12 protein-coding genes and 1 pseudogene are annotated in these 16,123 nt (G+C 42.8%); 4 read left to right on the top strand and 9 right to left on the bottom strand.

Annotation, left to right across the window (positions count from 1 at the left end; genetic code table 11):
• Positions 1–561: 561 nt before the first annotated feature.
• The 3 genes from V7K32_RS20010 to V7K32_RS20000 are packed head-to-tail and all read right to left on the bottom strand — an operon-like array spanning position 562 to position 4,644.
• Positions 562–2,049, bottom strand: a complete 1,488-nt coding sequence (locus V7K32_RS20010; RefSeq protein ID WP_334995548.1) for a nickel/cobalt transporter — start codon at positions 2,047–2,049, stop codon at positions 562–564.
• A gap of 10 nt (positions 2,050–2,059) precedes the next feature.
• Entirely contained in the window at positions 2,060–3,448 is a 1,389-nt protein-coding gene (locus V7K32_RS20005) for a tetratricopeptide repeat protein (protein WP_334995547.1), read from the bottom strand.
• Positions 3,449–3,453: 5 nt separating this feature from the next.
• On the bottom strand, positions 3,454–4,644 hold the full coding sequence (locus V7K32_RS20000) for a DUF4331 domain-containing protein (protein ID WP_334995546.1): 1,191 nt from the start codon (positions 4,642–4,644) through the stop codon (positions 3,454–3,456).
• Between the two features lie 1,047 nt (positions 4,645–5,691).
• Here V7K32_RS20000 and V7K32_RS19995 point away from each other — a divergent pair.
• Together V7K32_RS19995 and V7K32_RS19990 are read left to right on the top strand one after the other, a co-directional pair.
• On the top strand, positions 5,692–5,886 hold the full coding sequence (locus V7K32_RS19995; RefSeq protein ID WP_334995545.1) for a DUF2256 domain-containing protein: 195 nt from the start codon (positions 5,692–5,694) through the stop codon (positions 5,884–5,886).
• On the top strand, positions 5,886–6,839 hold the full coding sequence (locus V7K32_RS19990; protein WP_334995544.1) for an isoaspartyl peptidase/L-asparaginase: 954 nt from the start codon (positions 5,886–5,888) through the stop codon (positions 6,837–6,839). Before V7K32_RS19995 ends, V7K32_RS19990 begins: the two co-directional genes overlap by 1 nt.
• Here the strand turns inward: V7K32_RS19990 and V7K32_RS19985 are convergent.
• From V7K32_RS19985 to V7K32_RS19965, 5 genes and pseudogenes are all read right to left on the bottom strand, one after another.
• Complete coding sequence (locus V7K32_RS19985; RefSeq protein WP_334995543.1) at positions 6,830–7,252, bottom strand: DUF29 family protein; 423 nt, start codon at positions 7,250–7,252, stop codon at positions 6,830–6,832. The two genes, V7K32_RS19990 and V7K32_RS19985, sit on opposite strands and share 10 nt — an antisense overlap.
• Positions 7,230–7,391, bottom strand: coding sequence for a type II toxin-antitoxin system HicB family antitoxin (locus tag V7K32_RS19980; protein WP_334995542.1), 162 nt, complete (start codon positions 7,389–7,391; stop codon positions 7,230–7,232). Before V7K32_RS19980 ends, V7K32_RS19985 begins: the two co-directional genes overlap by 23 nt.
• Before the next feature lie 401 nt (positions 7,392–7,792).
• Positions 7,793–9,145: a bifunctional UDP-N-acetylglucosamine diphosphorylase/glucosamine-1-phosphate N-acetyltransferase GlmU gene (gene glmU / locus V7K32_RS19975; RefSeq protein ID WP_334995541.1), complete on the bottom strand. Its 1,353-nt coding sequence runs from the start codon at positions 9,143–9,145 to the stop codon at positions 7,793–7,795.
• A 159-nt stretch (positions 9,146–9,304) separates the two neighbouring features.
• Complete coding sequence (locus tag V7K32_RS19970; protein ID WP_334995540.1) at positions 9,305–10,540, bottom strand: two-component system response regulator; 1,236 nt, start codon at positions 10,538–10,540, stop codon at positions 9,305–9,307.
• A 758-nt stretch (positions 10,541–11,298) separates the two neighbouring features.
• A pseudogene (locus V7K32_RS19965) lies at positions 11,299–11,639 on the bottom strand (hypothetical protein); the annotation flags it as partial.
• Between the two features lie 26 nt (positions 11,640–11,665).
• Between V7K32_RS19965 and V7K32_RS19960 the strand changes: the two are divergent.
• Positions 11,666–12,484, top strand: coding sequence for a sulfurtransferase (locus tag V7K32_RS19960; RefSeq protein WP_334995539.1), 819 nt, complete (start codon positions 11,666–11,668; stop codon positions 12,482–12,484).
• Between the two features lie 152 nt (positions 12,485–12,636).
• Here the strand turns inward: V7K32_RS19960 and V7K32_RS19955 are convergent, their stop codons facing one another.
• Positions 12,637–13,857 (bottom strand): hypothetical protein, encoded by a 1,221-nt coding sequence (locus V7K32_RS19955; RefSeq protein WP_334995538.1) that lies wholly within the window; start codon positions 13,855–13,857, stop codon positions 12,637–12,639.
• Positions 13,858–14,698: 841 nt separating this feature from the next.
• Between V7K32_RS19955 and V7K32_RS19950 the strand changes: the two genes are divergently transcribed.
• Complete coding sequence (locus V7K32_RS19950; protein ID WP_334995537.1) at positions 14,699–16,081, top strand: FecR family protein; 1,383 nt, start codon at positions 14,699–14,701, stop codon at positions 16,079–16,081.
• Positions 16,082–16,123: the final 42 nt, after the last annotated feature.

The raw sequence follows: 16,123 nt of genomic DNA, 5'->3' as shown, positions 1-16,123 counted from the left end.
TAAAATACGGTTAAGTTAAGACTTAACTCTTTACCAAAGTCAATTTTTTTAACGTAGACGCAAAGCGGCTTGCCGCAGGCTACCGCTAAGGACGCAAACGTGAGTGCGTTTTGTAGAGAAGAACGCACTCACGTTTGCGTCTCGCAGAGAAGGAAGAGAAGGAAGAGAAGGAAGAGAAGGAAGAAATGCTTAACTGAACTGTATGGCTTTATGGTATGGCGAGAAACGCGAACCATCCATTTTGCAGAACTTAAATCAAAAAAATATCCCATCGTAGGGGCATATTGCAATACGCCCCTACCAATGTACTAATAATCAGGAAAAATTCCTAGTGCGAAGTGTAAAATCATTTCGTGAGCAGGTTTTCAAAGACTCAAATTAAGCCAAAAAAGTTTTTCAGCTTGTGATAAGCTAATTTCAAAGTAGCCGATTATGCACAAAGCAGTTATTAAAGAGATGAAGATAAATCGTTTCATATTTTCCTCGAAATAAGATTTTCTGACATCTAGTTGTTCAGGGTTATTTGACAAAACTGAGTGCTTTGTATGATTGCACTTTCATCTAGTTCCAGGGATGAGCGAGTAAAGCCTGTGAAGTAATGCCTAAGCCAATTAGGGTAATACATAAGGCGCTTGCCACAGGTAACATTTTTATCCTGGGTATTTGGAATGACAAATGTTCAAACCGATCCTTGGCATAAACCAGTATTAAGCCGATTCCAGTTAGTACTGCTGCTAGACCTAAGCTAAAGGCAGACACCAGCGCTAATCCAAAGCCAACTCGTCCCATTGCGATCGCACTCAGCAACACTACTAAGGCTGAAGGACAAGGTAACAAGCCGCCGGAAATTCCTAGCGCTAATAGGCTAGACCACTTCATGGAAGTTACATCACCGTGAGGCGGTAGATGCGAATGCTCATGGTTGTGGTGATGGTGATGATGCAAGTCGTGGCTGTGTTGATGACTATGTACATGGTCATCTGAATGAGAAACCTGAGTCCCTTGCAATCGACTGATAAACAAATTCAGACCAATTACAGTTACCAGCACACCAGAGAGGACGCTTAACCAAGGGTACAATTGCTCTGTCAAGATAAACTGGGATGTGCCAAGAGTAACTAGACCCAGAGCAAATATTCCAGCAGTATGGGTAATCGTCATAATTAGCCCCAGAAATAGGGCGTGTTTGGCATTGCTACGGGAACCCACCAAATAAGCACCAACTATCGTTTTCCCATGACCAGGGGATAGGGCGTGTAAACCACCCCATAAAAAGGCGATCGCTAGAGCTATTAGAATAGTCAGGAAATTATGATTTTCCTGGGTAATTAGGCTAGTAAAGATATCGTTGCTTCTTCCTGTCAAAGCATTATCTAAACGCGTGGATGATTTAACAGACGGTGGAGGCGCTTGTTGACTCGATGTCAGAGACGGATTGAGTTTAAAGTCAATCCGACGCTGATCGAGAGGACTGCTAAGTAACTCAGTGGGGTAATCTCTCAAGCGGTTGGTAATACTACTAGAGGTGAAATCACCTTGAATGGGAACGCCATTCGCAGCCACAGTAATTTCACGCCAGCCTAAACGCTGTGGATAAAACTGATCTTCAAACTCGATTAACTGATTCGCGCCTACTAACTCCCTTGTCCCTTGAAAATTACAACTCAGCCGCAGTGTAGATAATCCTCCTACACCTGGAGGAAATTCGACTGTTGATTTGATCAAAGACAGTGCTAAAGGCTGTTTATCGATCAACAGTTCCAGATGTGAGTTGACTTCCTGGCATTTTTGTGAAGGGTATCGAACCGTCTCTACAGGTTCAGCTTTGCGATCGCGATTAATATCTAAGTGATTAATTTCCTGAAAAGCCGGAATCTCTGCCATGTCTAGAACATAATCAATCCCCACACCATCGGTTGCTACCTGCACTCCTGCGTAATGATTGATGGTAAAATTGCCTAAAGGATGGGCATCGGCCCTCGGCATCCAAAATAAACATATTGCGATGATTGCAGTACTCCAAGCCAAGTAATGTAGCAGCTTTTTCATAAAGAACTCTTTAGTGTGGGGCTTCTGCTGATTCAGCTAAGTTAGCCAAAACTTGACGAGCTTGATCAGCATATTTGTGATGAAATTGAGGATTGAGGGTAACAGCTTGAGTTAATCGCTTTATTGCTTCCTCACGTTTACCTAAGTGAAATGCAATCATGCCAGCATGGAATTGCAGCAAAGCATCCTCTGTTCCAAAGCGAGTTGCCCGTTGTGCTGCCCTTTGCGCTTCTTCCCATTGCCCATTAGCCGCAGCTGCCCAAGCTAATGTATCCTCTGCATATACATCATCTCGGACTGCCACTTCACTACGGGCAATCTGTAGCGCCTCTGGTAAGTGGATTCCGTGTTCGGTATAGTAGACTGCCATTGCGCGATCGTAGATTCCTTTAACCTTGCTTAGGTAAGCTACTACCCCGATCAAATCTTCAGTTTCAGCTGCGCCTTTTTGATCTCCCAGAGCTAGTTGAGCATCAGCTTTATACCCCAGCGTTTCTACCAACGGCATTAGTTCTATACCCTGATTGGCTGCATTCAGGGCATCCTGCCAGCGATGCTGTGCCGCATAGAGGCGGGCTAGTCCTGTAAACGCAGGTATATGCCGTGGGAAGAGGTCAAAAGCTTCCCGATATCGCTGTTCAGACAGGGCAAAATCCCCAGATGCAAAAGCCAGATCCCCAGTCCGCACATGAAACCAAGCACGAGTTTCTGCGCTCGTCGTGTAGAAAGAGTCCATCTCCTGCATAGCCTCATCTAGCAGTTGCCTTGCTGAGGCTAGATTGCCGGTTAACTCTAAGTAACGGGCGACAATTGCGTTATGACCAGAGTTCGATTCCTCATGAGCAAGGCTCTGCAATAGTTGATGAGTTGCTTCATAATCACCCAACTCCATCTGAATCGATGCCAAGAGCGAGATAATGCTGGGATTATCAACAGATGAATTATTTAATACTTCTAAAGCTTCTCGAAACTGGTGTTGAGATAGTAAAGCTGATGCTAGGAGCATGGAAGAAACATCATTATGGAGCGGCTGTAGTGCCAGGGATCTACGTGCCGCTTGTTCTGCTCTTAACACATCGTCTATATCTCCAATTTCTCGAAAGCGCCTCAAATATTGATCGGCTAACAGACGTAAAAATATTGAGGAATCGGGAGATTGGGCAACTTTCTGCTCATAGACGCTGATAATATGCGATCGCTGTAAATAATCAGGAAAGACTAAATCTGACTGCTGAACTGGTAATATCTGCCTAGAATTAACAGTCAGCAGTTGCACCGTAAAGGAATATGTGCCTAACTTACCATCGGTGTAGCCTAAACTTAGCGCTTGTGTATCACAGGGTCTTAGTAAAACCAGTAGGCTAGTCAGCACTAACACCCATAGTATTCTTAGATGCATAAACCTTACAAAGGATTGCCTAAATAAGGGAAGGCAGTAAGAAAGTTAGCATTATTCGGCCCAACATTATCGCTAGTCAGCGCCGGAATTTGTCCGGCAGTAATCCCTGTAACTGCATTACCAAAGACAACAGATGCTGTTACATCGATTACATCATCTTTTAGTCTTCTACCACCAAAGTTTTTGCCTAACTGAGTACCAAAATAACTACCGTTAGCTTTAGAAAGGTCAGCTTGGATCACATCAGGAATCGCCACTGAGATAACTGCATCCGCTATGCCTTGAGGTCTACCAATCGCTTTGACAAAGGATTTAATGAATTGGGATTGATTGCTAGCATCTTTTGTTGGTGTCTGAAGATTACTATTATTATGATCCTTGTAGTCCATAAAAAGTTCATTCAGGGCTGGAACTGCTAACCGCTCAATCTGAGCTAAATTCCCGTTTCTGAGTTTAGGAGTTCTAACACTAGTTGTTATCCAAGCACCAATCTTGCCTTTACCAAGCAGTTTCCTGGGTAGCTCGACAATAATTGAGTGAACATTGAATGGGGCTAGAGTGTCTTTTGCTTGTCCAGGTGGTCTGAAGGTAAGAACTGTGAAGGGAGGATTAAGATTAGGCTGAATATTATAATTACGATCTGGGATGATTTTGAAGAACTGTTCCAGATCGAAAAAGAACGGGTCTTTGCGTGTGCCAACAAAGAACTTAATGCCGTTAGATGCCGAGAATGTTTGGTTAAGTTGCCCCGTCCAACTTACTGGAAGCAAAGCTGACGTTGTTCCTACTTTGATTGGACTACTTGGGCCGCGCACTGTGACCGTTTGCTGTGAGCCTTTACCATTTATATTGAATTGAAGTACGACATCTTCAATACTGTCGCCAGTGTTATCAATCTTGAACTGATAAAGAACATTTGGCTCGAATGGTCTTTTTTCACCAGAAACGATCAGAGGGTCGAAATCCATCACTAAGACAACATTTTTGGGGTTTGTCGGACTCTCAAACACAAACAAATCTGTGAGATCCGCAGCAGTAAGCCTACTGGCAAGAAAAATTGTGTCCTGGTGATCTGAAGCCAAAGCTTGAGGGGTTGCATAGGTTAGGACTACCAGCAAAATAGCGACAAATGCCACTATGGGACGAAAAAAACGAGTAGCTTTAGTCAGCGATCGCTTGATCGGAAAAAATGCCATATTTTGGACTAGTTTATCTACAAATACCCACCCTTGAGTTGGTATAAAAGAGATGAAACTCTGAGCATTTATTCTCATAGTTGCCCTTGTTGAGGTGTATTGTCTCTAGTATTGTATGCGTAAACAGTGCGGTTATTACCGAAGTCTCTCATAGCTTATTGGCTCCTACTAAGTAGGTCGGCACGATAAAACCTATGTATATTTAGTTTTGTAATTACTGTGTAATGGCTGCTTTATAAGTTGTTCGCTGATTTTAGATTTCATCACATAGGTTGATTTTTTAAAGTCGGCTTACTTCAGGGCTATTTCATTCTAAAATGTTACGTTTTATGCTTATACCATTTATTTGTGAAGCTGCGCCAAATTTCCTTTGCTTCTTCTTTCTTTGTGTCCTTTGCGTCCTTTGCGGTTCGTTCCTCATATAGTTCGGCGCACCTTCATACAGAATTGTTATTACGAATTAATTCTCACAAAATGGGCATTTTTAAGGGGTAGGTTCGTTACTAAATTATTGTTTTTCCCAAAAAGATTCGTAAAAATAGCCCTAAAAATAGAATGAAATAACTCTGGGCTTACTTACTCACTTTCCAGACCAAAACTTGCTCAATTCTTACTCACTTTTCTAGTTTCAACTTGTAAGACTTATCTAATACATATATAGCGGTTCTCCTTTGCATGAAGTACATTTTTAAACCTCACGCCCAACGCTTCTCCTTAGCAAGGAGAGGGGAGTGTAAGTTTCCTCAAATACGGGGTGAGGTTATGACTGTGTTGCACCATACGTCAGAATCGCTATAATTTTCTCAGTATTTCTCTTTTTCTTTGACAATGCTACGAAAACCCCTCTCTGGAAAAATTTACAGACTTACTTGAGAGTTGAGGCATCTGCTCATAGTTCTATATTCCTAAAGACGTAGCTCAAAAATAATTCTAAGGATAGATTGACATTACATTTCTTCGCCGAAAGTTTCCTCCCTTCCTAGCAAACTGGTTATAATTATTTTCCATCTCTCTCACAAATCAAATTCTTATATACACAGCATTTATATGGGACGTGTTCGTTCTAAATCTGACCTACCCACAAAAATATGCCCGGTATGTCAACGTCCTTTCAGATGGCGTAAAAAGTGGCAAGATTGTTGGGACGATGTGAAATACTGCTCAGAACGTTGTCGTCGTCGCCGTTCTGAAGCTCAAAATGAAACTAACCGCAACACAGACGCAAATAGCGCAAGAGATTAATGGAGTCACAGGTGCAACCTAAATTAATTATTCATGGGGGGGCTGGTAGTTCTCTCCACGGTAAAGGCGGATTGGAGGCGGTGCGCCGATCGCTCCATACAGTCATAGAAGAAGTCTATTGTCTACTATTATGCGGAGCAATTGCCTCTGAGGCGGTGGTGCATGGTTGCCAAATGCTCGAAGATAACCCCCGCTTTAATGCTGGTACTGGTTCGGTACTACAATCTGATGGGCAAATCCGCATGAGTGCTTCTTTGATGGATGGTGCATTAGGGCGGTTTAGTGGTGTAATTAATATCTCGCGGGTGAAAAATCCGATTGAGTTAGCGCAATTTTTACAAAACTCCCCAGACCGAGTGCTATCAGACTTCGGTTCGGCTGAGTTGGCGCGGGAAATGCAACTTCCCAGCTATAACGCTTTAACTGATTTGCGGTTACAAGAGTGGATACAAGAGCGACAGGATAATTTTAAAAGTGCAATGGCTGGCGTGGTAGCAGAACCCGAACTGGTAGAAACTAGCAATGCTGGACGCGGCACCATAGGTGTGGTAGCTTTAGATGCATCTGGTAGGTTAGCAGCTGGCACATCTACTGGTGGTAAGGGCTTTGAGCGGATTGGCAGGGTAAGTGATTCGGCGATGCCAGCAGGTAATTATGCTACTAGTAACGCTGGTGTTAGCTGTACTGGCATTGGCGAAGATATCATCGATGAGTGTCTAGCTCCCCGGATTGTAGTACGTGTCACTGATGGGATGTCTCTAAAGGAGGCGATGCAGCGATCCTTTAAAGAAGCGCACCAGAACCAACGGGATTTGGGAGCGATCGCCTTAGATGCAAGTGGAGCGATCGCTTGGGGTAAAACCAGCGAAATCTTACTCGCCGCCTACCACGACGGCAAAAAAATTGGCGACACCCTGGAATGGACTGGCAACGAACTGATCGGCTATTGTTGAATCAGTTTCAGCGCTTCGGCTAAAGTTTCTTGCTGGTCAACCATTGCAGCTAATTCTTGGGCTTCATAACGCCCCTCAAAAGCTTCTAGCGCCGCTCTTTTCAGTGCCACTTGATATCCTTGTTCCAGAATATCGATTAATTCTGCCTGATTCAAGTAAAAACCACCGGATTTGCGGCGCTTGTTTATTTTGTTGATTTCACGGACTGTATTTTCTATCGAAACATCCCAAGAGCGAGTAGAACGTTTTTCGGCTTTTTGTTTAATTAAATGGATGAGCAGAATTACACCATAACTATCAATTTTATTGATTTTGTCACCGAGGCTCATTTCTTCTAACTCATCCACCAACAGCAGCGCCTCATGGATTTTGCCTTGTTCTAAAAATTGCCTAAGTTCTAGCAGTTCTTCCATCTTCTGTAATTAGCCGATCTTGGATTTCCGAGGGTTCATCTGTCTCAAAAAATAATTCCAATGCCTCAACCAAATTACTGCGTGCTTTTTGGATAGTGTCACCTTGGCTAACAATAAGTAGGTAGGCGTAATTAAACATCTAAACCTCATCTAAGTTGAGAACCGTAGTTTTTGCCCTCACCCTAAATCCCTCTCCCAGATATGGGAGAGGGACTTTGAAATTCTGGCTCCCCGAATCCCAATTTTGGGATTCGGGGTTGGGGGATGAGGGCAAATCCTTTTCATCACTGAAGAACTACAGGTTTCAAGATAGACGCGGTTTATATCAAACCTCACCCTGAATCCGGCTGACCCCGACAATAACAAGGAGAGGGATTGAGGGTGAGGTTTTATATTTAATTTGACCCACTTACTTATCTAATTCTGGACAAAGCGATACATAGCCCTTTTCCTCGCGCTCAATAATCGCGGTAAGTTGTTTTGTTTTCCTCATCTTTTACCTTTAGTTGAATCAGCTAATCTGATAATTTAATTATCGCTTTATTGGCTTTTCTTGCGCCAAGCAGGTTTTACCACCTGACGACTACGGGCAATTACCAGAGAACCATCAGGCACATCTTCTGTGACTGTAGAACCAGCTGCGATGTAGACATCATCTCCCAAGGTAATTGGAGCAACTAAAACGCTATTAGAACCCGTTTTTGTGCGATCGCCTATTTTAGTACGGTGTTTCTTCACGCCGTCATAATTGGCAGTAATTGTACCGGCACCAATATTCACCTGATTGCCAACAACGCTATCACCTATATACGACAAATGTTTAGCATTCGTGCGATCGCCTAATTGAGTATTTTTCAATTCCACAAAATTCCCCACACAGCAACCAGCACCCACTTCTACGTGACCGCGCAAATGAGCATAAGGCCCAATTCGACTTCCCGCCTGCACAGTGCTATCTGTCACCACCGAATACTGCACCGTGACATTTTCAGCCAACTGGCTATTTTCAATTAAACTTCCCGGGCCAATGTGACAACTTGATTGAATGACTGTATTTCCCCGCAGGTGAGTTTGGGGTTCTATAATTACATCCGCCTGTAATTCTACTGTTTCATCAATAGTGATACTTGTAGGGTCGATGAGAGTGACACCCGCTAGCATCCATTTTTCCTTGACTCGCCTTTGCAAAATCTCGTAGGCTGTTGCTAGTTGCAGGCGATCGTTAATGCCGAGAATTTCTTGGTAATCTTCTACATCCACTGCCATCACTTTTCCCACTTGAGTTACGGCATCAGTGAGATAGTATTCTTTTTGAGCATTGTTGGGTTGTAGGTGGGGCAACACCTTTGCCAAATCTGGCCAGCAAAAGCAGTAAACTCCAGCGTTAATCCGATGATTTTCTCTTTGAGCAGCAGTACAATCTTTGTGTTCGACCATTTGCTGCACAATATTTTCGTCGTTACAAAAAACTCGTCCGTAGCCCGTGGGGTCGGGTAGGTGCGATGTGAGAATAGTGGCGGCATTTTGATTTTGGGCGTGAGTTTGTAACATCTGCTTGAGGGTTTCGCTACGTATCAACGGTAAATCGCCGTTAAGTACTAGCAAATTACCAGTGTAGTCTTCCAAGTGAGAAAGTAATTGCTGGATGGCATGACCTGTACCCAATTGCACAGTCTGTTCGACAAACTCCAAGCTCTTAATTGAATGCATGGCGGCTTGCACTTCCTCAGATTGATATCCTACAATCACGATTCGCCGTGAGGGTGAAAGTGGTTCTACACTTTCGAGAACTCTCTCCACTAGCGATCGCCCACCCAAAGAATGTAAAACCTTGGGTAAGCGTGATTTCATCCGTGTGCCGCGTCCCGCTGCTAAAATTGCTACAACTACCATAATTAGCTATCAGCTATCAGTGAAATTATGATTAATGCTGTTGGTACTTTAAAATGTCGGCTCAAATCATACCAGCTAATCATAGAAGACTAAAATATAGAATGAGTCAGAATTATACCAATTTTCGCCGCTCCCAGCAGCTACAAAATTTCTTACTCCCTACTTGTTTTCATAACAGGAGAGAATAAACTCGGCAAATTGCTGCATTAGTTTGGGATTACGCCAACCAGAATCAGTTTCTTTTTGCATCACTGAAAGTGCTTCTACTGAAGTAAAAGCTTTTTTGTAAGGTCGTTCGCTGGTTAGGGCATCATAAATATCAATCAACTGAAATACTTGCGCCAAGTAGGGAATATCATCTTCCTTGAGTCCATCAGGGTAGCCTGAGCCATCCCACCGTTCGTGGTGATGACGAATAATCGGAATTACACCCCGCATACTGCGTAGTGGCTGGCAGATTTTTTCTCCAATCAAAACATGCTGCCGCATGATCTGCCAATCTTCGGGGGTAAGTTTGCCTTTTTTCAGCAGCACTGCATCGGAAATACCTACCTTACCAATATCGTGGAGATAACCACCCCACATCAAATCTCGAATTTGGTAGCGTGAAAAATTGAGGTATTCACCAAAAGCTTGTCCCAGTCTTACCAAGCGTTCACAATGATTGCCTGTATTGGGATCGCGGCTTTCAATGGACATGGCAATAGAAAATAATACTTGTTCGGCATGTTCTAAATCTTCGTTCAGACGCTTCTGCCGCACTAAGGACTTTACACGCGCCGCCAGTTCCACACGATCAAAGGGTTTGGTGAGAAAATCATCTGCCCCAACTTCAATTCCCCGAATGCGCGATCGCCTGTCATTTAAAGCCGTAATAAAAATCACTGGGATTAGCCTAGTCTGCTCATCCTGCTTGAGTAATTGGCACACTTCAAATCCATCCATTCCTGGCATCATCACATCCAGCAAAATCAAATCTGGTTGTTTTTGAGTTACCAACCCTACAACAATAGAACCACTATCCGCCTCAATCACTTCGTATCCTTCCATCCCCAAGAGGGCAACAGCAGTCATACGACTGGCGGCATGATCGTCAACTACTAAAATTTTCGGCGGTTCTAAATCAAACTCATTCACTTTAGAACCTTTGATTTGTAGTGTTCTAGATACCAATGAATCATCACTACAGTTAACATCAGGTTTTATCCAAGAACACCCTGTTTGGTTATTTTTAAGCATAAGGTTTTCTTGAGATAAGCTTAAAGAATAAGCCTCTACATTATTTTGCGATCTTACGGCATGATTTGAACCAATACTCTTCACTCTGCTAATGGGGTTTGGGTGACTAACAATTTGTTCTGTAAAGCCTGTATGGTTGGATTTCCATTGAATCACAAAGGCACTCCACTTTTTTACACAAGTTAACAGTGTCAGATTTCAAAAACAAATTTAATATTCAACTATATCTGAGCCAGAGGTTTAATAAGCATTATCCATTATGTCAAGCTACGTATCTAAGTTTTTCCTCGTATGTATCTTTTATGTTACAAGCAAGCGGTATCTCTTTGTCAAATTTTTTGTTTTACTTCTATTCCAGTATCATCAATTGCGACAAATCTTAAATCAGCTTTTCTACGGATATTTTTTCAGTAGCGGCGCTAAAAAGCCTTGTAATTGCTTGTTTTATATCGAGATACCCAGTTTTGAATGTTAAGTCTTTATCGTCATCATTCTGTGTATCTTTTTTTACTTTCTCAGTTAGAGCAATATTTTATTACCGTCAAATAATGTGTAGTATTGAATCAATACCACAAACCGAACTACAAACCCCTAGTTTGTAGTAAGCACAAAGCGTGTTTAAAAATCTAGGACTAAAGTCCTGACTACGAACTTTTTCATCCATCGTAACTAAGGGACTGACAAGAAATAAATTATTCCAATAAACGAACCACTTCAGACAAGGCAGCGCGGTCTTGGGGGTTTCCCCCATGAGCGACTGCCGCACAGAGAACGCAGAGAGAAGAAATAGAGAGAGTTTTTGCGTCAGTTTTGGAACATTTTTTTATTTGTCAGTCCCTAATGGGATAGACCACTCGTACCCATAAAATCTCTGCCTTCTGCTCCCAATAGCCATCTGGGACAAAATTTCAATTGTAGTTACAGTTCCAATTGTCGAACAAGTGATGAGCGATCGCAGCTTGTGGCACTGCTGGATTTACTTCTAAACCGATTACTTCAACACAACAGTTAGGATTCACTGCCCAAATTGTCTCTAAAGCAGCAGCTGTGTTATATCCTAGACCATAACAAATATCTAATAGTCGCAAAACTGGTTTTTGGGCGGCTGTAGTCAGTTGAGTAGGTTCCACAAACTTGAAAAAACTCTCCTGCTTTGCACCATAATGGCTGTGAAAGGATTCACCAAACTCTTGAGAGACAAAGGTGAAAGAACATCTGCTGTTAACTTAGGTGTAAAATTTTCTAACTCTGACATATTATAAAAAAACTAAATAATCACCAATGCCCAACCCCCAATTTGTTGTTTCGTCAGCTTGGCTCTTTGAACATCTAGAAGATCCGCAAGTCGTTATTGTGGATTGTCGCTTTTCTCTAGCCGATCCACAATTAGGGCAACAACAGTACCAAACAAGTCATATAAAGGGATCGTATTACCTAGATTTGAATCAGGATCTTTCCTCTCCAGTGGGTAAACATGGTGGGAGACATCCTTTACCTAACCCCAATGATATCGCTAACAAATTGGCAGCGATTGGGATAAATTACCAAAAAAGTTTAGTTGTAGCTTATGATGATTCGCGCTTTGCCTTTGCGGCTCGTTTATGGTGGCTTTTGCGCTATCTAGGGCATGAACAAGTAGCAGTACTGGATGGAGGCTTTGCTGGATGGCAAAAAGCTGGGTATCCTGTTACGGATGTCGTTCCTCAACCCCAGATGGGTACGTTTGTAGCTCAAGTACAAACAGAAAAGGTGGTAGATATTACACAGGTGAAAAGCCGGAAAGATAGTCATGAGGTAGTATTGGTAGATTCAAGAGAAAGCGATCGCTACCGAGGTGAACGAGAGCCAATTGATAAAATTGCCGGACATATTCCCGGTGCAGTCAACTATCCTTGGCAAGAAGTTACAGATTCCGGTTACCTACTGCCTCAACCAGAACAACGCCGTCGCTGGGAACAGCTAGAGACAGCCGAGGAAATCTTGGTATATTGTGGTTCTGGCGTTACTGCTTGTGTGAATTTACTTTCTTTAGAATTAGCTGGCATTAGCAAGGGTAAACTTTATGCTGGCAGTTGGAGTGATTGGATTAGTTATATGTAGTGAGGAGTTAAAAGTTAGGAGTGAGAAATTCAAACTCCAAACTCCAAACTCCTAACTCCAAACTCCTAACTCCTAACTCCAAACTCCTAACTCCTAACTCCAAACTCCTAACTCCAAACTCCTAACTCCAAATTCCTAACTCCTAACTCTTATCAAAACTGACCTAATTGCAAACTGTAATTAATACTGAAGAACCAGCCATCAAAATCAATGTTTTCGACGGTTGAACTACCTAAACTCACTCCAGTCTGCACATTTATATTGTTGGTATCAGATATTCGGTAATTTAAGTGTCCGAATAGTCGATGAAATTGGTCTTCTCGATCGCGCTGTGTAAAGTCCGAAAAGTTCACCTGGTAGTCAATACCAACCTGAAGAGGCTTTTGCAAGTAGTAATTTAGAGACACCCAAAAGGAATTGATTATCCGATCGCGACTTTGGGGATCAGCAAAATTTACACTCAATTCGTAAAAGCTATTTAGTATTAATTTTGAAGTTAGGGGATCTCGCCGCCCTAAAGACACTTGGAAGGAATTTTCATTTAAAAAGCGATCGCCTGCTTTGAAGCTATCCAGGCGATCGCTGTTGTTGGCATAAAATAACTGTTGATTGCTCCAACTAACTTCTCCAAACATTCGCTGCGATAGCTGCTGGTAAATACCGAGATTAAATCTTACCTGGTTGTAATCGTATTGTGACTGATTGATATAACGAATCAGATTCCCATCAATTGAACCGTTTAAAAAAGTCTTAGCTCCCAAAGGGAAATATGCAGAGTCTAACGTCAGTCCAGAAAAAATTAAACCATCTTCTATAGGAATATCCTTTGACGAAAAAATATTACTCGTTTGGAAGTAGGCTACATGTCCTTGTAGATAGCCTATAGGTTTAAACTTAACTACAGGTTGTTCTATTAGTGGAAAAGTAGGCTGTTCTAGGGGTCGTAACCGCACCCGTAACCCCAATTCCCGATCGCTATCAGATTCAGGTGGCTGTTTTGGCGATCGTAGCAGATGCATTAGCCTCTCTAGCCTTTGGGAGTGATTTATCTCTGGTGCATTCAACACTTCCTCTTTTGAGTCTGGAGGAGATGTAGGCAAATTACTTGGCTGCGATTCTAGCTGTGGCGAGCTATTTTGGTTTTGAGTATCCCCAGATTCTTTGGTTGTGTTTGGGGCTTGAGTAGTTTCGCATGTTTGCTGCGCCAGCTTTAACGAAGAGGCTCTTGGTTGGGGGCTAAAAGCTTGGGGAAATGACCCCTTCCTCCTGTCGTGGAAATGAAGGGAAGAACATGAGTCTGAATCCCCCACTTCTATTAACTGGTTATCATACTCTACGGGAAGCTGGCGCAACAGGTGGGGTCGAATCCCCATATTTACTATCTCCCCAGCTAATAGCTCCCTGCTCCCTTGCCTCTTTTTCAACGGCATCTGCGATTTTGAAAGATGCGACTCACTGGACTGCTTGCACAAAGAGTTAATTAGCTCTTGCTCCAAATTCTGACATAGCTGATAACTTACCTGTGTGCTTGCTAAATTTTTAGAATGCAAAATATCTGTATTTGCAGATTCTGCCGCATCTACTTTAATGCAACACCAGCTTCCACCACTGGAAACTAACAAAATACAAAAAAACAAATTCTTCCAGTTTTTGAGTTGCATCTGTTAGATTGCGTTGATCGCCTTTGGCAAATGTATACGCACAAGCTGTATCGGAGGTTCCAACTTAGAATATACAATTGAGTTCATCTATCTTAGCTTTGTAACTATATACTGAAACTACAAACTGAAATTACTCCTTTTCGGATTTTTCCCCAAATTATTTTGTAAAACTGAGATGATCGGATACAGTTCCAGTTTATGCTCAAATCTAGTGAAATAAAGGCAGTGATTCATTTTACAACAGATCCATAACAACTTTTTGTCACTGTAGTTGACCTGATTAAAATGGATTATCTGTAAAATACTCCTATTTAATTGTTAATATCAAGCAAGTACTAACCTTGAAATCTGCCGCAGGCTTTCTTGTATCTAATCCCAGTTTTATAAAAAAACTTAAATCAGCTAAACACATAATTTATTTGTTGTCTATTTGTGTCCATTCAATCTAGGCTAAAGTACAGATAAATTTACTAAATAAAATCGCTATAAAAATTATCAATAGCTTAAACTTTAAATTTTTTTGTATTAGTTTAAAATTACAATTTATCAAACTATGTTTTTTAAATCGTTTCCATTGTTAGTGATTGGTTTATGGGGAGTTATAGTACTGCCTTTGCCAAATAAGGTAAGTGCCATAACCCCTTTGACGCGAGCAGAGATTCAAGACCTCCGCAACATGGTACAACTGATACCCAAAGATAAACTGAAGAAACGTCCTGCACGCAAGTTAGATGCAATGACTCCTGGGGACGGGCTGTCAACTGGTCGAGCTTCCCTAGCAGATTTGCGTTTCAATGATGGCTCTTTGGCACGAGTTGGAGAACAGGCGTTATTTCAATTTTTGCCAAAGACTCGTGACTTTAAACTCTCAAATGGGACTGTGTTGCTGCTCATCCCACCAGGAAGGGGGCAAACACGTATACAAACGCCAAGTGCAGCAGCAGCAATTCGTGGTTCAGCATTATTTGTACGCTACGACCAAGAAACAGACACCACAATTGTGGGTGCGCTGACAAATAGCGGCATTGAAGTTTCTAACAAGGAAGCTTCTGAAACTAAGGTGCTGGAAGCAGGGCAGATGATAGTTCTAGTTAAAGGGGAATTTCAGAACTTATATGATTTTGATCTGAGAAATTTTTATGAAACGAGCCAACTGGTTCGGGAACTTGATTTGAATAGGCAAAATTCTGTGCCTACACATCACGATCCAGCAATCACCAGTGTTCAAGCCGAAACTACTGCGGCTTTGAAAGCACAGCCATCGGTAAGAGGCGAGGGAGTAATTGAAATGCGGCTAACTCGTCCCAATAGCCCAACTGCTCCAACACCTGTACCCCCAACTGAGAAATCACCCAACACCTCAACTGAGAAATCACCCAACACTTCAACTGCTCCAACACCCGTAACCTCAACTGCTCCAACATCCGTAACCTCAACTGAGACAACATCCGTAACCCCAACTACTCCAACATCCGTAACCCCAACGACTCCAACACCCGTAACCCCAACGACTCCAACACCCGTAACCCCAACGACTCCAACACCCGTAACCTCAACGACTCCAACACCCGTAACCCCAACGACTCCAACACCCGTAACCCCAACGACTCCAACACCCGTAACCCCAACTGCTCCAACACCCGTAACCCCAACGACTCCAACACCCGTAACCCCAACTGCTCCAACACCCGTAACCCCAACGACTCCAACACCCGTAACCCCAACGACTCCAACACCCATAACCCCAACGACTCCAACACCCGTAACCCCAACGACTCCAACACCCGTAACCCCAACTGCTCCAACATTCGTAACCCCAACTGCTCCAACACCCGTAACCCCAACTGCTCCAACACCCGTAACCCCAACTGCTCCAACACCCGTAACCCCAACTGCTCCAACACCCGTAACCCCAACTCAGCTTCCAAGCACATAAAACTGCTAATGGGGGTACAAGATGCTCTGCGAATGCCGAACG

It is taken from the genome of Nostoc sp., from assembly GCF_036917635.1.
Taxonomy (GTDB): Bacteria; Cyanobacteriota; Cyanobacteriia; order Cyanobacteriales; family Nostocaceae; genus Nostoc.
Note: the sequence above shows the minus strand (reverse complement) of the source record. Positions and strands in the feature narration are given on the sequence as shown.